Here is an 18,801-nt window from a genome sequence, read left to right as displayed (position 1 = left end):
CCATGAGCACCTTTGAATTCCTCCTGCAGGGACTGGTGATCGCGTTTCAGCCGATCAACCTGTTCTATGCCCTGATCGGCGTGACGCTTGGCACCGCGGTAGGCGTGCTTCCGGGCATCGGCCCTGCCCTGACCGTCGCGCTGCTGCTGCCGGTAACCTATAAGCTCGATCCGGCTGGCTCGCTGATCATGTTTGCCGGCATCTACTACGGCGGCATGTATGGCGGCTCGACAACCTCGATCCTGCTCAACACGCCGGGCGAAAGCGCCTCGATCGTGACGGCACTCGAGGGCAACAAGATGGCCCGCGCCGGGCGCGGGGGACCTGCCCTGGCGACAGCGGCGATAGGCTCTTTCGTCGCCGGCCTGATCGCCACCATCGGCCTCGCCTTCATCGCGCCCTATATCGTCAAGCTGGCGCTGGTGTTCGGACCACGCGAATATTTCGCACTGATGGTACTCGCCTTCATCACCGTCTCGTCAGCCTTCGGCGACAGCACCTTGCGCGGCCTTACCTCGCTTTTCATCGGCTTTGCGCTGGCGATGATCGGCATCGACCAGTTGACCGGCCAGACGCGGCTCAGCTTCGGCGTTCCCGACCTGCTCGACGGCATCGAAGTGACAACACTTGCCGTGGCGATGTTTGCCATCGGCGAGACGCTGTTCATCGCAGCCCAGGGCAACCGCGGGCCTGAAACGATCGAGGCCGTCAAAGGCTCGCTGTGGATGACCAAGACGGACTGGGCGCGCTCGTGGAAGCCCTGGCTTCGCGGCACATTGATCGGCTTCCCGATCGGCGCGATGCCGGCCGGTGGCGCCGAGATCGGCACGTTCCTGTCCTATGCGGCCGAAAAGCGCCTGACCAAGCATCCGGAAGAATTCGGTAACGGCGCCATCGAAGGCGTGGCCGGTCCCGAGGCTGCCAACAATGCTTCTGCTGCCGGCACGCTGGTTCCGCTTCTGACGCTTGGCCTGCCGACAACGGCCACGGCGGCGATCATGCTCGCCGGCTTCCAGCAGTATGGCCTGCAGCCGGGCCCGTTGCTGTTCGTTACCAACCCGCAACTGGTCTGGGGTCTGATCGCCAGCCTGCTGATCGCCAACTTCATGCTGCTGGTGCTCAACCTGCCGCTGATCGGCCTCTGGGTTCGCCTGCTGACGATCCCCAAGCCCTGGCTCTATGCCGGTATCCTGCTGTTTGCCACGCTCGGCACGATCGGCGCCAACCCGTCGGTCTTCGAGCTCGGCATGCTGCTGGCCTTCGGCGTCATGGGTTATATCATGCGGGTGTTCGGTTATCCGATCGCGCCGGTCGTGGTCGGCCTGATCCTCGGCCCGCTGGCCGAGCAGCAGCTGCGCCGGGCGCTTGCGATCAGCCAGGGCGACTGGACGGTGCTGGTCACCTCGCCGATTGCCGCAGTGCTGCTGGCGATTGCCGCTGCGGCCCTGATCGTTCCGCTGGTTCTGCGCGCACGCGGTCGCGGCCAGGTTCTGGCTCAATTGGCGGCCAACGAAGACTAAACTGAAACCTATGCAAAATCTGAACAGTCAGGAGGCCGGACTTAAGTCCGGCCTCTTTGTTTTGCATAGCTGACCTGATCTATTGTGCATTGCAAAAGAGGAAGCAGAGGACCACTTTACGTCTGTCTAATGAACCAGAAAGAGAGTTACTTCCATGTCCCTCCGCAACAGCAAGCATTCGAATTTCTTCGGTCGCGCTTTTGCCATCCTCGGCGCTGCTTCTGCCGCTGCCGCTGCCGTTGAAGGCCACCGTCGCCCGCGTGATCGTGACCTGCGCACACTCGGCATCGAGCCTGGCACCTTTCCCGGTACCTCCAAGCTCTAAGGCCGGCTGCGTCTGATCGCAGTCATTGACATGATGAAAACAGAGATGCCAAAAAATCGTTTGGCATCTTGGCGGGCGACAGACGTCGCCTGACGCTAAAGGCCTCAATGGCCGATTTTCCGGGCTATATCCGGCGCAGCGGATGTATTTCCGCAACCAATAGCCTTCATCCCCTGACACAGTATCATCTGCCATTCCGCGATGTTCATCGCACGATGAACATGCGTGGATAGCGCTGCCCATGACCACGCTCCTTGTCGAGGACGTTCACTTCTTCTAGTTTCGCGCAAATGGCCGAAGCAGACAGGGAGAAGCGCGTGGTGAAACTGGTTGGAATATCCGGCAGCCTTCGTCGGGGTTCGTTCAATACGGCTCTCCTGAATGCGGCGATTGCCAATCAGGGCGAAGGCTACAGCCTTGTGGCTGGCACCATTCGCGGCATTCCGCTCTATGATGGCGATCTGGAAACGGCAGACGGCATTCCCGAAGCCGTGCAGACGTTGAAAGATCTGATCGCATCGGCCGACGGCGTCATCCTGTTTACCCCGGAATACAACAACTCGATCCCCGGCGTTTTCAAGAATGCGATCGACTGGCTGTCTCGACCATCAAGCGACATCGCCAGAGTTTTCGGGAGCAAGGCCTTTGCGGTTCTCGGCGCCTCGCCCGGTAATTTCGGCACGTTACTCAGCCAGAACGCCTGGCTTCCGGTCCTGCACACGCTCGGTGCCCGCACCTTTTCCGACAAACGGCTGATGGTCTCCAAGGCGGGCAGCGTCGTCGATGGTGACGGCCAGCTGATCGACGAGGCCATTGCCAAAAGGCTGTCGGATTTTGTCGCAGCTTTTGCAGTGTTTGCCAAACACAATGCTGAAGCAGCCTGAGACGTCGTGCCTCTACCTCATGCCGCTGCGTCAATACCGGCAGTCAGATGCTGTTGGCCACGACAAGATCGATGATGAAGATGATGCCCTGCCCGGAGAGTGCAGTAGAAGGGCAAGCCCCATCGCAAAGCCTGCTTTCGCCAGCTACGAGCGGCACTGACGTGTCGCCTTGACCCAGCCTTGCCTGTCCTTCGAGGCAGAAGAGCAGGACCGTATTCTGTCTGGACGGCATCGTGATACCGCCGTCAAGCAGAAGGCGCTCGACCCTGTGCACGAAGCGACCGCGCCGGGTCATGACGTTGAGATCGGCAATCGCACCATTCACGAGCGTCGCGCTGACCTGTTCGTCTGCGGGAAACGCATAGGGTGTGCTGTCGACCCTCAGGTCCTGCCGGGTGCCGTCTGAACGGTGCAGCGTGAGCCCCTCTCCCGTCAGAACCGACAGCGTGCGTTCAATCCCCGGAAACAGCGAGAACGGACCATCGCTGGCAACCGTCGCCATGCTGATCCGCCAGTCGAAATCACCGATGCCTGCATCTGGCGGAAAAACGGCGATCTCGATCGTTTCGCCCAGACCGTTCTTCCACGGCATGCGGCGATAGTCGGACGGTTTCAGCAGGACTGGTGACGACGGCATTGCTATCCCTCTTGAACGCAAATGGCGCCGCAGTCGCGGCGCCATGACAGGCTCAGTTGCCGAGAATGCCCGGCAAGCGCAGGCCCTTTTCCTTGGCGCAATCAAGCGCGATCTCGTAGCCCGCATCGGCGTGGCGCATGACACCGGTCGCCGGATCGTTCCACAGCACCCGTTCCAGCCGCTTGGCGGCATCGTCGGAACCGTCGGCGCAGATGACCACGCCCGAATGCTGGGAAAAGCCCATGCCGACGCCGCCGCCGTGATGCAGCGACACCCAGGTGGCGCCAGACGCCGTGTTGAGCAGGGCATTCAGCAGCGGCCAGTCGGACACGGCATCCGAGCCGTCCTTCATCGCTTCGGTCTCGCGGTTTGGCGAGGCCACCGAGCCACTGTCGAGATGATCGCGGCCGATGACCACGGGCGCAGACAGTTCGCCGTTCTTGACCATTTCGTTGAAGGCCAGCGCCAGACGATGACGGTCACCGAGGCCGACCCAGCAGATGCGCGCCGGCAGTCCCTGGAAGGCGATGCGCTCCCGCGCCATGTCCAGCCAGTTGTGCAGATGGGTGTTGCCCGGCGTCAGTTCCTTCACCTTGGCATCCGTCTTGTAGATATCCTCCGGATCGCCCGACAGCGCCGCCCAGCGGAACGGTCCGATACCGCGGCAAAACAGCGGGCGAATATAGGCCGGTACGAATCCCGGGAAGGCGAAGGCATTTTCAAGGCCCTCTTCCTTGGCGACCTGGCGGATATTGTTGCCATAGTCGAACGTCGGCACGCCGGCATCCCAGAAGGCAACCATGGCCTCGACATGGCTCTTCATCGACGCGCGTGCGGCAGCCTCGACGGCCTTCGGATCGCTTTCGCGCTTGGCCTTGTGCTCGGCAACCGTCCAGCCGATCGGCAGATAGCCGTTGAGCGGATCATGGGCAGAGGTTTGGTCGGTGACGATGTCAGGGCGTGGGCCGCCGGCCTGCATGCGCTTGACCAGTTCCGGGAAGACCTCTGCGGCATTGCCGAGCAGGCCGACGGACTTGGCTTCACCCGCCTTGGTCCACCGGTCGATCATTTCAAGCGCTTCGTCGAGCGTCTTTGCCTTTTCATCGACGTAACGGGTGCGCAGGCGGAAATCGATGCGGGTTTCGTCGCTTTCGACGGCAAGGCAGCAGGCGCCGGCCATGACGGCGGCAAGCGGCTGGGCGCCGCCCATGCCACCGAGGCCACCGGTCAGGATCCACTTGCCCGTGAGGTTGCCACCGTAGTGCTGACGACCCGCTTCCACGAAGGTCTCATAGGTACCCTGAACGATGCCCTGGGTGCCGATATAGATCCACGAACCGGCGGTCATCTGGCCGTACATGGCGAGACCCTTCTTATCCAGTTCGTTGAAATGGTCCCAGGTCGCCCAATGCGGCACGAGGTTGGAATTGGCGATCAGCACACGCGGCGCATCCTTGTGGGTGCGGAAAACGCCGACCGGCTTGCCGGACTGCACGACAAGCGTTTCCTCCTCGGTCAGCGTCTTCAGCGTCGCGACGATGCGGTCGAAATCCTCCCAGGTGCGGGCGGCGCGGCCGATGCCACCATAGACCACCAGTTCATGCGGGTTTTCCGCGACATCGGGATCGAGGTTGTTCATCAGCATGCGCAAGGGCGCTTCGGTCATCCAGCTCTTGGCGTTGAGCTCGGTCCCGCGCGGCGAGCGCACGTCGCGGATGTTGTGGCGTGGATTGGTCATCTCAGTTCCCCTTGGTCTTCAGTTGATCCGCAACGGCTTCGATGCGTGCCAGGATCTGGTTCAGGTGAATGCGCAGCCGCCCTGCCTTCTCGTCGTCATAGGCGAAGGGCGGCTCTTCGGTGGTGAGGTGTGATATCTGCGACAGTTCCATCTGGATGGCATGAACGCCATCCTGTGGCTGTCCGTAGTGTCGGGTGGTCCAGCCGCCCTTGAAGCGGCCGTTGACGATCGACGTACAACCTTCGGCCGCGCGGGCGACCTCTGCTGCGGCGGCCTCGATGCGCGGATCGCAGGTCCGCCCCATGTCCGTGCCGATATTGAAATCCGGCAGCTGGCCTTCGAACAGGAAGGGGATCAACGACCGGATCGAGTGGCAGTCGTAGAGAACAGCCACGCCGTGAATTGCCTTGACCCGTTCGATCTCCGCCAGCAGCGCCGCGTGATAGGGCTCGTGGAACGTTCTCAACCGATGTTCGACATCGGATTCCGACGGCTCTTCGCCTTCGGCCCAGATTGGCACCCCATCGAAATCCGTCACAGGCACCAGCCCGGTGGTGTTCTGGCCGGGGTAGAGGCTCGTGCCGGTCGGATCGCGATTGGCGTCGATGACATAACGATGGAAGGTGGCGCGCACCGTCGTCACGTTCGGCAGGAGACCTGCGTAGAGCTGATGAATATGCCAGTCGGTATCGGCCAGCATGCGGCCGTTGTCATTCAGCCGGCTCCAGATCGCGGGCGGGACTTCGGTGCCCGTGTGCGGAAAGGCGAGAATGACCGGCGAGTTGCCTTGTGTGACTTCGAACGTCATTGCAGCCACCCCGCTTGGTGCCCGACACCACCCCCCTCTGGTCTGCCGACCATCTCCCCCACAAGGGGGGAGATCGGATCGCCGCAACCATCCAGATTTATGGAAAGCATTGCGATGTGCCGCAGTTCGATCTCCCTCCGTGTGGGGGAGATGTCCGGCAGGACAGAGGGGGGTGAACCGATCACACCCATGCTCAACCCTCCAGTCCCGGCAACAAGCCATCCGAAACGCTCGCCACCAGCGAGCCATCCGCCACCAGGGCGCTGGCCGCAGCCAGATCCGGCGCCATGAAGCGATCCTCGTCCAGCGTGGCGACAACAGTGCGCAAGGTGGAAACCGCCCTCTGCAATTCGGGGCTGGTGGTCAAGGGCGCGCGAAAATCCACGCCCTGCGCTGCCGTAAGGGCCTCGATGCCGATGATCGAGAACAGGTTTTCCGTCATCTGCAGCAGGCGGCGAGCGCCATGGCAGGCCATCGAAACATGGTCTTCCTGATTGGCCGATGTCGGAGTCGAGTCGACCGAAGCCGGATGCGACATCTGCTTGTTTTCGCTCATCAGCGCAGCCGAGGTGACTTCCGCGATCATGAGGCCCGAGTTCAGGCCCGGCTTGCGGGCGAGAAACGCCGGCAGGCCATAGGACAGCGCCGGATCGACCAGAAGCGCGATGCGGCGCTGGGCAATGGCGCCGATTTCGCAGACCGCGATGGCGATCTGGTCGGCGGCAAAGGCCACAGGTTCCGCGTGGAAATTGCCACCGGAAACGACACTGTCGTCGGAGAGTACAAGCGGATTGTCGGTGACCGCATTGGCTTCGATCTCAAGCGTACGACCCGCCATGCGCAGCAAATCGAGGCAGGCGCCATCGACCTGCGGCTGGCAGCGGATGCAATAAGGGTCCTGCACGCGCTCGTCACCCTGAAGATGGCTTTCGCGGATCACCGAACCGGCCAGCAGGCCGCGCAGTGAGGCGGCGGTGTCGATCTGGCCCTTGTGGCCGCGCAATGTGTGGATATCGGCGGTGAACGGCGCCGAGGAGCCCATGGCCGCGTCGGTCGACAGCGCGCCGGTGATCAGCGCTGCCTGGGCCGCACGATGGGCGCGGAAAAGACCGGCGAGTGCCAGAGCCGTCGAGGCCTGCGTGCCGTTGATCAGCGCCAGCCCTTCCTTGGCGGCCAGTACGACCGGCTTGAGGCCTGCCCGCTCAAGCGCCACGCCACCGGAAAGGCGTTCGCCCAGATAAAAAGCTTCCGCCTCACCCATCATCACGGCCGCCATATGGGCAAGCGGTGCCAGATCGCCCGACGCCCCGACCGAGCCCTTTTCCGGGATCAGCGGCGTCACGCCCTTGTCCAGCATGCCCTCGATCAGGCGCACCAGGTCGAGCCTCACGCCGGACGCGCCACGGCCAAGCGAGATCAGCTTCAGCGCCATGATCAGGCGGACAATGTTTTCAGGCATCGGCTGGCCGACGCCACAGCAATGCGACAGGATCAGATTGCGCTGCAGCGTCGCGGTGTCGGCCGCATCGATCCTGATCGAGGCGAGCTTGCCGAAGCCGGTATTGATGCCATAGACGGCCTCGTTGCCGGCAGCGATCGCGGCGATGCGGGCGGCGGCGCGTTCAATGCCCGCGTCGAATCTGCGGTCAAGCACGACGCTTTCGCTGTTCCAGTAAATATTCGCCAGTTCGGCCAGCGATACGCTGCCGGGATGAAGCGTGATGGTCATGAGTGACGTCCTCCGGTAATTTTCCCGTTCCAGATCCGTTGATGCAGCGGATTGAAACCGATGCGATAGACCAGCTCGGCCGGGCTCTCGACGTTCCAGATGGCGAGATCGGCCTGCTTGCCGGTCTCTATCGTGCCGATTGTCTCCAGGCGTCCGAGCGCCCGTGCCGCCTCTCGCGTGACGCCGGCGAGGCATTCCTCGACGGTGAGGTGAAACAGCGTCGCACCCATGTTCATCGTCAAAAGCAGCGAGGTCAGTGGCGATGTACCGGGGTTGCAATCGGTGGCGAGCGCCATTTTTGTTGCATGTTTGCGGAACAGCTCGACTGGCGGCTTCTTCGTTTCGCGAATGAAATAATAGGCGCCCGGCAAAAGGACGGCGACGGTGCTGGCCCGGGTCATGGCCGCCGCGCCCTCGTCGTCGGTATATTCCAGATGATCGGCCGAGAGCGCGCCATAGCTTGCTGCCAGCGCTGCCCCATGCAGATTGGACAACTGGTCGGCATGCAGCTTGACCGGCAGACCCAACGCCTTGGCCGCATCGAAAACCACGCGCATTTCTGCAGGCGAAAAGGCAATGCCTTCGCAGAAACCATCGACGGCATCGACGAGCCCTTGCGCATGGGCGGCTTCCAGACCGGGCAGGACCACATCGCGAATGAAATCGCCATTGCGGCCCTTGTAATCGGCCGGTGTCGCATGGGCGCCGAGATAGGTGGTGGTGAGATTGACCGGACGCTGGTCGCCCAGAGACCGCGCCGCGCGCAGCATCTTCAATTCGGCCTCGACCGCCAGGCCGTAACCGGACTTAACCTCGACCGTGGTCACCCCTTCGGCGATCAAGGCATCGAGGCGCGGCAAAGTCTCAGCAACCAGATCGGCCTCGCTTGCATCCCGCACCTGGCGCACCGACGAGACGATGCCGCCGCCGGCACGGGCAATTTCCTCATAGGAGGCGCCGGCCAGACGCATCTCGAATTCCCGTGCGCGATTGCCGGCATGGACGAGATGCGTGTGGCAGTCGATCAGGCCCGGCGTGATCCACCGGCGTTGGCAATCCACCATTGTGGCCGCGCCATCGGTCGGCGCATCGACCGCGTGACCGACATAGGCGATGCGGCCGTCTTCTATCAGGATGGCACCATCCTCGATGATGCCGAGGCCCGGAAGATTGGGCGCCAGCGTCGCCAGTCTTGCATTGCACAGCAACGTTTTCATCGTGCGTCTCCGTCCAGCTGTGCCGACAGGATACCGATCATCGCACGAACCTTGGCTACCTCGGCGTTGAGCGGCCGGTCGTCGCGGTAGAAGGGTACATTCTGGCGGACGCGCTGATAAAGTGCTGCAGTCCGCTTTGCCTTGTCTGCCGAACCTGACTGCAGGTCGTAGGCTTGGGCCCCCGCCATGACTTCGATGGCCAGAATGGTCTGCAAGTTGCCGAGGATCGCCAAGGCCTTGTCGGCGGCGGGCGTCGCATGGGTCAGGATATCCTCCTGCAGCGCCGACGTGATGCCGCCATCGAGGCTGGCGGGTGCTGCCAGCCGCCGGTTTTCCGCCACGAGGGCGGCTGCGGTATATTGAATGATCATGAAACCGGAGCATACGCCACTTCCAGCCGCGAGAAAGGCCGGCAATCCGCTGACCAGCGGATTGACCAAACGGTCGATCCGGCGTTCGGAAATCGCTGCGAGTTCTGCGGCAGCGGTCGCGAGGCTGTCCATCGTGAGACCGAGTGCGGCTCCCACGGCATGCGCCTGCGAATGCACTTCGGGCGCCTCCGGCGATCCGGCGACGACCGGGTTGTCCGTCACGCTGGCCAGTTCCCGATCGACGACGTCTGCAACATGCACCAAGGCATCGCGCACGGCGCCATGGATCTGCGGCACAGCGCGCAGGCTCAACGGATCCTGGGTGCGGCTTCCTGCCGATTGCGCCAGAAGCGCGCTGCCCGCGAGCCATTGGCGCAGATTACGGCCGACCTGTTGCAGGCCGGGCGAGTGGCGAAGCGCCAGCGGCATTTCGGCAAACGGATCGGACTGGGCGCCAAGGTTCTCATAGGTCATCGCGGCGGCAGCATCGGCCCAATCGGCCAGATGGGAGAGACGCGACACGGCAAGCGCACCGAGACCGGTGGCGCAGGGCGTGCCGTTGACAAGGCTGAGGCCTTCCTTGGCCTGCAGGGCGAGCGGCACCCGGCCAAGCCGGTCGAGAGCCTCGCTGCCGGAAATCAACGTGCCGCCATGGCGGCATTCGCCCTCACCGATCAGCACGAGGCCGATGGCGGCGGCGTGGGTCAGATATCCAACCGAGCCGCGCGACGGGATGATGGGCAGCATATCGGCATTGAGCAGCGCCAGAAGCGTCTCGACCACCGGCCTGCTGACGCCGGAATAGCCGTGGGCGAAATTGGCGATCTGCGCGGCCATCACCGCGCGCGTCTCCGCCTTGCCCAGCGGCTCGCCAACGCCACAGGCATGACTGGGGATGATGTTGCGCGACAGGGTCTGCTGATCCGCGCGACTGATGATTACATCGCAGAGTGCGCCGACGCCGGTGTTGATGCCATAGCCGCGGATCTCGCGTTCCACCAGTGCGTCGACGATGGCCCGCGCGGCATCAATGCGGCTCCACGTCGCCGCGGACAGAACGAGTTCCGCTCCGTTTGCAACGGTCGCGATGTCCTGCCAGTCCAGGGCACCATCGAGAATGATGCGATCAGCCATGCTGCGCCACCTCCGCGCCGGCACGACGCTGGACAAAACGGGCGACATAGTCATCCGCCGGTGTATTGAGGATCTGGCTCGGCGTACCGACCTGAACCAGCCTGCCATCCTTGAGGATCGCGATCTCGGCACCAATACGCAGTGCCTCGTCGAGATCGTGGGTGATGAAGACGATCGTCTTTGACAGGTTCTTTTCCAGCTGCAGCAACTGGTCCTGCATGTCGCTGCGGATCAGCGGATCGAGCGCCGAAAAGGCCTCGTCCATCAGGATCACGTCGGTGTCTGCCGCCAGCGCACGGGCCAGACCGACGCGCTGCTTCATGCCGCCCGAGAGCTGATGCGGGTATTTGTTCTCGTAGCCGAGCAGGCCGACCGTCTCGATCCATTTCATGCCGATGGGATGGGCATCGGCCTTGCTCAACCCGCGAACCCGCTGGCCGTAAACGACGTTCTGCATCACGGTCCGGTGCGGCATCAGGCCGAAGCTCTGGAACACCATGCTGACCCGGCGGGTCCGGAACTCGCGCAGATCGCGCGGGCCAAGATCAAGCACGTTGCCGCCATCGACGAGGATCTCGCCGCTGGTCGGCTCGATCAGCCGGTTGATATGGCGCACCAGCGTCGACTTGCCCGATCCCGACAGGCCCATGATGACGAAGATACGCGACGCGCCGATTTTCAGGCTGATATCGTTCAGACCGACGCTGCATCCGGTGCGCTCGAGGATCTCGCTCTTCTCCGCACCCCCGCGCGCCATTACGAGCGCTTCCTGCGAATTGCGGCCGAAGATCTTGTAGACATTGTGGATTTCAATCTCAGCCATTCTGGCCATCCTCCTGGCTGGAGCGGCCGAAGCCCTGGGTGATACGATCGAGCACGATGGCGAGGATGACGATGCCGAGGCCCGCTTCCAGTCCCTTGCCGACATCAAGCGTCTGAATGCCGTTCAAGACCTGCTCGCCAAGACCGCGGGCACCGATCATCGACGCGACCACGACCATGGAAAGCGCCATCATGATCGTCTGGTTCAGCCCGGCCATGATCGTCGGCGTGGCCAGAGGAAGCTCGACGCCGAACAGGATCTGCCGCGGGCTGCCGCCAAAGGCAGTTGCCGCCTCGACAACCTCGCTGTCGACCTGGCGGATGCCGAGATCCGTCAGGCGGATCAGCGGCGGCACGGCATAGACAATGGTTGCCAGGACGGCCGGCACCTTGCCGAGACCGAACAGCATGATCGCGGGAATAAGATAGACGAAGCTCGGCATCGTCTGCATGACGTCGAGTACCGGCAGCGTGATGCTGCGCATCAGTCGGCTCTTGGCCAGCCAGATGCCGACCGGCACCCCGATCGCCACCGAAATCAGTGTCGCCATCAACATCAGCGCCAAAGTCTGCATGGCCAGATCCCAGAGACCAAGCGCGCCGATGGCAAACAGCAGAACGGCAACGGTCGCGACAAGCGTGACCTTGCGGGTTGCCTGCCATGTCAGTGCCATGAAGGCGATGATCATCAGCCACCATGGCAGACCACGGACGATCCATTCGATGAACAGAATGGCCTGCAGAATGGTCTGCGAGATAGCCTTGAAGACAAAGCCGTAATTGACCACCAGCGCCTGGACCGCATCGTTGATCGGCCCGCGGATGGAGATATGGAAGGCGTCGGGAAACATCGCTCAGATCCTTGGAATGGCAATTCGCCTACGTGCCCGCCCAACGGATCGCTGGGATACGGCGTATGGATATGGCCGCACGCCACAGGGCATGCGGCCATTTCATGCTATTTCAGCGCAGCTTCGATCTTCGCTTTGGCATCGGCAGAAACCCAGGCGCCCCAGACGTCGCCCTTGGTCTTGAGGAACTGGCTGGCGGCGGCAACCGCATCGGCCTTTTCATCCGTCATGTACGCGAGGCTGGCATTGACGTCGTCCAGCGGGAATGTTGCCTTGGAGAGAATTTCGATAATCTCCGGCGCTTCCTTGGCGAACGTGCTGTTGACCCCGTAGGCGACCTCGACCGCCGGGAAGGCGCAGCCGGCTTCACGCTTGCCGGTGGCGCTTGTCAGTTCCTTCCAGCAGGCCTCATCGTAAGCCGGCTCTTCAAGCTGAACCAGCTTGAACTTGCCCATCACGGCCGTCGGGCTCCAGTAGTAGAACAGCACCGGCTCGCCCTGAAGATAGGCCGAGCTGATCGCTGCATCGAGCGCGGTGCCGGTGCCCGGACGGAAATTCACATAGGCATCCGTCAGCTTGTAGGCCTCGAGCTTGGCGGAGTTGACGCCTTCGCAGGTCCAGCCGGACGGGCAGTTGAGGAAGCGGCCCTTGGAAGGCTCTTCCGGATCCTTGAAGAGTTCGACGAACTTCGGATCGGACAGCTGCGAAACGCTCTTCAGATCAGGGGCTGCGGCCTTGATGCCGCGGGCTTCGTCACCCTTGACGAGATATTCGGGCACGAACCAGCCTTCGGCTGCGCCGACAAAGGTCTTGCCGACCGACGTCACCTGACCGGCCGCCGCGGCATTGTTCCAGACGTCGGAACGGCCGATCCATTCCTCGGCAAAGATCTGTACGTCATTGTTGGCGGTCGCCTGCTCCAGCGTCACCGAATTGCCGGGGATCGAATCCACCTTGCAATCATAGCCCTTCGACAGGATCTCCTTCATCACTTCGGTGATCAGCGCGCCGCTTTCCCAGTCGATTCCGGCGAAGGTGACGGTCTTGCCGTCGGCGCAATAGGACGCGGCACTGGCACTCATGGCGGAGCCGCCGAGCATCAGAGCCGTGGCAAGAAGTGTATATTTCAGTTTGGCATTCAGCATGAGATTCCCCTTTTTGATTTGCTGATGAATGAAATTCGGCTCAAAGGCTAAGCGAGCCGCAGAAGCACCTCGCGGAAATCGCGATCAATTGTTTCCTCGTTGTGATGTCGACCGTCACGGACCACCCACCGGCCGCCGACCATCACATCGCGCACGGCGTCATTGCCGGTGGCAAACAGCCAGCGATCGAGAACCTGATCGCCCGATGCCGTGCCGATGAACGGATTGTCGTCGTTGAGAACCACTAGATCGGCACGCGCGCCGACGCGAATGCCGCTGGTGCGCATGCCGGCAGCCTGTGCGCCACCGTTCAGAGCCGCATCGAACAGGGTTCGGCCAACGGATGCGCCGGGGCCGCTTGCCAGACGGTTGCGGCGGCGGTCACGCAGCCTTTGGCCATATTCGAGCAGGCGCAATTCTTCGGCAACGGTCGTTGCAATATGGCTGTCGGTACCGATACCGAACGCGCCGCCATGGCCGACATAATCGGTCGCCGGGAAAATTCCGTCGCCAAGATTGGCTTCGGTTGCCGGGCAAAGGCCTGCCACCGCACCGGACCGTGCCAGCCGTGCCGTTTCATCCGGCGTCATATGCGTCGCGTGGATGGCGCACCAGCGTGCGTCCATCGGCATTTCATCGAGCAGGTATTCAACCGGCCGACGGCCGCTCCAGCCGAGGCAATCCTCGACCTCCCGCTCCTGTTCGGCGACGTGTATATGGATCGGGCCGCCGGTCTTTTCGGCCGACAGGATGGTGCGCATTTCATCCGGCGTCGCTGCCCGCAGCGAATGAATGGCCAAGCCGAGGGTAGCGCCCACGGCATCACACTCAGGCTTCAGCGCATCCAGCAGGCCCAGAAACTGATCGACATCATGAATGAAGGGACGCTGCCCCTCGCCCGGCTCCGTGCCGCCGAAACCGGCATGTGCGTAGAAGACCGGCAGATGGGTCAGGCCGATGCCAGACGCTTGCGCCGCACGCAGGATCCGCAGGGATGTCTCGGCCACATTACCATAGCGACGACCGCCGGCAGCATGATGGAAATAGTGAAACTCGACGATGTGGCCGAAGCCACCCTTCAGTAGTTCACTATACAACTTTGTTGCGACAATCTCGATATCGTCCGGCGACATTCGCCCGACAAGCCGATACATCGCGTCGCGCCAGGTCCAGAAACTGTCGTCGGTAGACCCGGCCAGCTCCGCGAGACCGGCCATGGCGCGTTGAAATGCGTGTGAGTGCAGGTTTTGCAGGGCCGGAACGACCGGGCCACTGATGCGCTCCAGATGCGGAACATCGTCGGAACCGATTTCGATCGCGACAATGCTGCCATCGTCGCCAACGCGCACCAAGACGTCCGATGCCCAGCCTTGCGGCAGCAATATCTGTTTGCAGAGGAGAGAGCGAGCCGCCGTCATTTGCGTAACCTTAGCAAGTTGTATAGGGAAGATGGCAGAGTTTTTGAAAAGCGGCAAGTAGGCTCGCAAAAACTTTGTGCTTTATTTCCGATGCGTATTTTGTATGCACATGACGGAACGACGGGGAGAACCGAGCATGGCCGAAGGCGACCGGACGATCGAGGCTGAGGGCCGGACTGCAGCAGGCCAAACTGGGGGCGCGCGCGACATTCCGCTCTACGAGCGCCTGAAGGCCGACATCAAGAAGCGGATCGAAACCGGCGAATGGCCACCGCATCATCGCGTTCCGTCGGAAAACGAGATTGCCGAAACCCTGAATGTCAGCCGGATGACGGCCAATCGTGCCTTGCGCGAACTGGCGAGCGAAGGCGTGATCGTGCGTGTGCAGGGGCGCGGATCCTTCGTCGCGACCAAGAAGCGCAGCGCTCCCTTCATGGGCGTTCGCAACATTGCCGACGAGATCAACGAGCGCGGCGCGATCCATACGGCACAGGTCATCCTTGCCCAGACCGAAGTTTGCGGCCACGAGCTTGCCGAGGCGATGAACATCGAGGTCGGGCTATCGGCGTTTCACTCGGTTATCCTGCATCACGAGGACGAAGTGCCGATCCAACTCGAGGACCGTTTCGTCAATCCGGCCGTGGCGCCCGACTATCTCGGCCAGGATTTTCAGGCGATCACGCCGAACGCCTACCTGACCCGCATAGCGCCGATCTCGCATACGGAACAGTTTGTCGAGGCGGTGCTGCCGCAGCCGTGGGAATGCAAACATCTGTCGATTGCCCGCTCGGAGCCCTGCCTGCTGATCCGGCGGCGCACATGGTCGGCGGATCGGATCGTCACATCCGTCAGGCTTCTCTATCCCGGCAGTCGCTACCGGCTGGAAAGCAGTTCGTGAGCAAAGCTAAAGGGATCGCCCCGTCAGGACATACCGTCCAGGCATACCGTCAGAGCACGCCATCAGGCCGAGACTGAGCAACTTGCGGTCCGGGCAACTTTCGGCTCACGCCCGACAGCCTGAAGCTCCTTGGCAAGCCAGTCGACGAAGACGCGCACCTTGTTGCTCAAATGCCTGGTCTGCGGATAGACGACGTAAAGCGGTAGCGGATCACGATGCCATTCGGTCAGGACGGGGACGAGCTCTCCCCTGTCCACCGAGGTTTTGACCATGAATTCGGGTACCTGAACCACGCCCATGCCGGAAATCGCAGCGTTGACGTATGAGCGACTGTCATTGATCGAGACGATGTAATTGGGTGCAATCTCAAGCGCCTCGCCGTCACGGTCGAATTCCATCGGCATGATGCGGCCCGACTGGGCATTCAGATAACCGACACAGAAATGCTCGGCTTCAAGCTCTCTCGGATGCTGCGGCAGGCCGAATCTCTCGACGTAGAACGGTGCGGCGTAGGTGTGCATCTCCAGCTCCCCGACCTTGCGCGCCACCAGCGACTGATCGGTCGGCGTTCCGGCCCGGAGCGCACAGTCGACATTTTCGGCGATGTAGTCGACAAGGCGATCGCCGACGCCGATATCGAGGCGAATATCGGGGTAGCGCATATAGAAATCGCAGATGGCCGGCATGACGACAAGATCGGCGAAAACACCCGCCATTTCCACGCGAAGACGTCCGGAGGGCTGGGTCTGGGCGCTGGAGAAACTGCCATCGAGTTCCTCCAGTTCACTGAGCAGCTGCGTCGCGCGCTCGTAGTAGAGCGCACCTTCCGTCGTCACCATCACCCGCCTCGTCGTGCGGTTCAGCAGCCGGGTCCGCAAATGCCCCTCAAGGCTCTGTATGAGATTGGTCACCGAGGTCTTCGGCATACTGAGGCTGCTGGCCGCACGGGTGAAATTGCCCGTCTCGACTACACGGACGAAAACGCGCATCGCCGACAGCTGGTCCAAATGAGCCTCCTTGTGCGCCGCACCATTATTCCGAAATTTGGAATAGTATAATCACAATTCGCTGACTTGTGCAGTTTATTCGGGACAATCATATTTGTTCCCAAGCAAGCGTCGGCTTTCGTCCCCCTTTTATGGGGAGCCGCCATGGGTATTTCAATGACAGCGCAATGGGAAAACATCGCCTCGAACAGGCCATCGGCATCGCCATTGAGCGTGCGTGTTTACCAGGGCGCGGATCTGCCGAAAGCACCGCCCCTCGTGCTGTACCTGCGGGGCGGGGCGTTTCTCGACTCCGCGCCCGAGGCCAACGAACGGCCGGTGGCGCGGGCGCTGGCGGATACAGGCGCGGTGGTGGTCGAGGCTGACTACAGCAGCCCGTCGCACAACGCCTTTCCGGAGGCGCTGGAACTGGCATTCAGTGCGTTGAGCTGCCTCAACAGCCGGCGCAAGACTTATGGAAGCGCAAAATCGCTGCTTCTGGTGGTTGGCGAAGAGGCCGGCGGCAATGTCGCTGCGGGGGTGGCGCTCAAGGCACGCGATCTCATTCCGGGCGAATTGAGCGGGCAGATCCTGCTGTCGCCGATGATCGACCCGCGGATGGCGACGGTGTCGTTTCGCGAGGCCGACCGGATCGGCATGCGGCAGCGCTGGTCGGACGGCTGGAGCCGCTATCTTTCGATGGTGGGCAATTTTGCCCATCCCTATGCAGCCCTTTGCCAATGCACCCGGCTCGCCGGCCTGGCGCCAGCTCTGGTGCTGACGGCCGACAACGATCCGCTTCGTGACGAGGCAATCGCTTACGCGACACGGCTGAAAAAAGCGGGCGTGCCGGTCACGCAACACAGTTTCCCGGCCTCCTCCGGATGGACGGGCATCTACAGCGATGAAAGCGGCGACTGGCTGGATCCCCTTTGCAGCCAATTCAAAAGTTTCGTCGAGAACTTAAAACATTGAAATGAGCATTTAGACCAGAACCATCGGCTCGGTTTCGAGCCAAGGAGACCAAGATGACATCGAAGAAGCTACGCTGGGCCCTGTGGGGCGCCGGCATGAGTGTTGCTGCGTCCGTAACAGGTGCGGCGTTCTACTTCACACCGCCGACCGCCGCCAATGCCGCGTCGACGGAAGCAGCCGCTGCGGCCCCCGCCGTGCCGGTCACCGTGACCGCCGTCGAGCCACGCAAGGTGACAATCTGGCAGGAGTTCTCCGGCCGGCTCGAAGCCGTCGACCGCGTTGAACTCCGGTCGCGGGTGGCCGGTGCCGTGCAGTCGGTTCACTTTCGCGAAGGCAGCATGGTCAAGGCCGGCGACCGCCTGATCACCATCGATCCAGCACCCTATGCCGCTCTGGTTTCCCAGGCTGAAGGCCAGGTGGCTTCCGCCCAGGCACGCGTCGATCTGGCACTGACCGAGCTTGAGCGCGGCAAGACGCTGTCATCGCGCAACACCATATCGCAGAGCGACCTGGCGCAGCGCGAAAGCACCCACAAGGAGGCGCTGGCTGCCCTGCAATCGGCCACGGCTCAGCTCACGTCTGCACAACTCAATCTGGATTATACCGACATCCGCGCACCGATCAGCGGCCGTGTCGGCAAGCTGGAAATCACACCCGGCAACCTGGTCGCCGAAGGCTCCGCCTCCACGCCCCTGACCACCCTTGTATCGTCCGACCCGATCTATGCCAGCTTCGATGCGGGCGAGGAACTGGTCAGCCGGGCACTGGCCAGCCTGCCGGTGGAAAACGGTCTTCCGGCCATCGAGCGGATCCCGGTTGAAATCGGCACGCTTGCCGATGACGGCACCCCGATCCATGGCAAGCTGCAGTTGATCGACAACGAGGTCAATGCCGCAAGTGGCACGATCCGCGTGCGGGCCGTCTTTGACAATCCCGATGGCAGGATGATCCCTGGCCAGTTCGTCCGTGTGCGCATGGGCCAGCCGGAAAGCGACAACCAGCTTCTCATCAGCGAAAAGGCCATCGGTACGGACCAGGACAAGAAATTCGTCTTCGTCGTCGATGCGAACAACACGGTTGCCTATCGGCAGGTCGTGCTTGGTCTTTCCGTCGATGGCATGCGCATTGTCGAAAAGGGCCTGACCGCCGGCGATCGCATCGTCGTCAACGGCCTGCAGCGCATCCGTCCAGGCGTCGTCGTCGACCCGCAGGCGGAAGCCAAGGTCGCCAACAACTGATTTCGGCCGGCTGCCCCCGGGCCGCCGGTCCACTTTGATCCACCGCCACGGTCTCCTGCAGCTCTCGAGCTGCGGGACAGGCTGTTTTTTCGCCTCTTGTTCATC

The 18,801-nt window shown here is 62.3% G+C and carries 17 protein-coding genes; 6 read left to right on the top strand and 11 right to left on the bottom strand.

The window, feature by feature from the left end; all coding sequences use genetic code 11:
• Positions 1 to 2 precede the first annotated feature (2 nt).
• From GVK95_RS01465 to GVK95_RS01460, 3 genes are all read left to right on the top strand, one after another.
• On the top strand, positions 3 to 1,520 hold the full coding sequence (locus tag GVK95_RS01465; protein WP_159946093.1) for a tripartite tricarboxylate transporter permease: 1,518 nt from the start codon (positions 3 to 5) through the stop codon (positions 1,518 to 1,520).
• A gap of 154 nt (positions 1,521 to 1,674) precedes the next feature.
• The gene (locus GVK95_RS25005; RefSeq protein WP_200844187.1) at positions 1,675 to 1,845 is read left to right on the top strand and encodes a hypothetical protein; all 171 of its coding nucleotides are present in this window, start codon (positions 1,675 to 1,677) and stop codon (positions 1,843 to 1,845) included.
• A 317-nt stretch (positions 1,846 to 2,162) separates the two neighbouring features.
• On the top strand, positions 2,163 to 2,729 hold the full coding sequence (locus GVK95_RS01460) for an NADPH-dependent FMN reductase (protein WP_159946092.1): 567 nt from the start codon (positions 2,163 to 2,165) through the stop codon (positions 2,727 to 2,729).
• 43 nt (positions 2,730 to 2,772) lie between these two features.
• Here GVK95_RS01460 and GVK95_RS01455 read toward each other — a convergent pair whose 3' ends face one another.
• From GVK95_RS01455 to hutF, 10 genes are all read right to left on the bottom strand, one after another.
• A complete protein-coding gene (locus GVK95_RS01455) occupies positions 2,773 to 3,366 on the bottom strand; it encodes a HutD family protein (RefSeq protein WP_159946091.1) in 594 nt (197 codons plus the stop codon).
• A 52-nt stretch (positions 3,367 to 3,418) separates the two neighbouring features.
• Positions 3,419 to 5,104, bottom strand: coding sequence for a urocanate hydratase (gene hutU / locus GVK95_RS01450; protein WP_159946090.1), 1,686 nt, complete (start codon positions 5,102 to 5,104; stop codon positions 3,419 to 3,421).
• Position 5,105: 1 nt separating this feature from the next.
• A complete protein-coding gene (hutG, locus tag GVK95_RS01445) occupies positions 5,106 to 5,912 on the bottom strand; it encodes an N-formylglutamate deformylase (RefSeq protein WP_159946089.1) in 807 nt (268 codons plus the stop codon).
• Positions 5,913 to 6,105: 193 nt separating this feature from the next.
• Positions 6,106 to 7,641: a histidine ammonia-lyase gene (gene hutH, locus GVK95_RS01440; protein WP_159946088.1), complete on the bottom strand. Its 1,536-nt coding sequence runs from the start codon at positions 7,639 to 7,641 to the stop codon at positions 6,106 to 6,108.
• Positions 7,638 to 8,858, bottom strand: coding sequence for an imidazolonepropionase (hutI, locus tag GVK95_RS01435; protein WP_159946087.1), 1,221 nt, complete (start codon positions 8,856 to 8,858; stop codon positions 7,638 to 7,640). The genes hutH (GVK95_RS01440) and hutI overlap by 4 nt, the downstream gene beginning before the upstream one ends.
• The gene (gene hutH, locus GVK95_RS01430) at positions 8,855 to 10,363 is read right to left on the bottom strand and encodes a histidine ammonia-lyase (protein WP_159946086.1); all 1,509 of its coding nucleotides are present in this window, start codon (positions 10,361 to 10,363) and stop codon (positions 8,855 to 8,857) included. Before hutH (GVK95_RS01430) ends, hutI begins: the two co-directional genes overlap by 4 nt.
• A complete protein-coding gene (locus tag GVK95_RS01425) occupies positions 10,356 to 11,186 on the bottom strand; it encodes a glycine betaine/L-proline ABC transporter ATP-binding protein (protein ID WP_159946085.1) in 831 nt (276 codons plus the stop codon). The genes hutH (GVK95_RS01430) and GVK95_RS01425 overlap by 8 nt, the downstream gene beginning before the upstream one ends.
• Complete coding sequence (locus GVK95_RS01420) at positions 11,179 to 12,036, bottom strand: proline/glycine betaine ABC transporter permease (RefSeq protein WP_159946084.1); 858 nt, start codon at positions 12,034 to 12,036, stop codon at positions 11,179 to 11,181. The genes GVK95_RS01425 and GVK95_RS01420 overlap by 8 nt, the downstream gene beginning before the upstream one ends.
• Positions 12,037 to 12,143: 107 nt before the next feature.
• Positions 12,144 to 13,181, bottom strand: a complete 1,038-nt coding sequence (locus GVK95_RS01415) for an ABC transporter substrate-binding protein (protein WP_159946083.1) — start codon at positions 13,179 to 13,181, stop codon at positions 12,144 to 12,146.
• A gap of 47 nt (positions 13,182 to 13,228) precedes the next feature.
• Entirely contained in the window at positions 13,229 to 14,599 is a 1,371-nt protein-coding gene (gene hutF, locus GVK95_RS01410; RefSeq protein WP_159946082.1) for a formimidoylglutamate deiminase, read from the bottom strand.
• 136 nt (positions 14,600 to 14,735) lie between these two features.
• Here hutF and hutC point away from each other — a divergent pair, with 136 nt between their 5' ends.
• Positions 14,736 to 15,497, top strand: coding sequence for a histidine utilization repressor (gene hutC / locus GVK95_RS01405; RefSeq protein WP_159946081.1), 762 nt, complete (start codon positions 14,736 to 14,738; stop codon positions 15,495 to 15,497).
• A gap of 62 nt (positions 15,498 to 15,559) precedes the next feature.
• Here the strand turns inward: hutC and GVK95_RS01400 are convergent, their stop codons facing one another.
• Entirely contained in the window at positions 15,560 to 16,504 is a 945-nt protein-coding gene (locus GVK95_RS01400; RefSeq protein ID WP_159946080.1) for a LysR family transcriptional regulator, read from the bottom strand.
• Between the two features lie 156 nt (positions 16,505 to 16,660).
• Between GVK95_RS01400 and GVK95_RS01395 the strand changes: the two genes are divergently transcribed.
• Together GVK95_RS01395 and GVK95_RS01390 are read left to right on the top strand one after the other, a co-directional pair.
• Positions 16,661 to 17,458 carry an alpha/beta hydrolase gene (locus GVK95_RS01395; protein WP_200844211.1) on the top strand — a complete coding sequence of 266 codons (798 nt, stop codon included), beginning with the start codon at positions 16,661 to 16,663 and terminating at the stop codon, positions 17,456 to 17,458.
• Between the two features lie 53 nt (positions 17,459 to 17,511).
• Positions 17,512 to 18,696: an efflux RND transporter periplasmic adaptor subunit gene (locus tag GVK95_RS01390; RefSeq protein WP_159946078.1), complete on the top strand. Its 1,185-nt coding sequence runs from the start codon at positions 17,512 to 17,514 to the stop codon at positions 18,694 to 18,696.
• The last annotated feature ends 105 nt before the right edge of the window (positions 18,697 to 18,801 follow it).

This window comes from Rhizobium sp. 18065 (genome assembly GCF_902706095.1).
Taxonomy (GTDB): domain Bacteria; phylum Pseudomonadota; class Alphaproteobacteria; order Rhizobiales; family Rhizobiaceae; genus Allorhizobium.
This window is presented reverse-complemented; position numbering and strand designations above follow the sequence as displayed.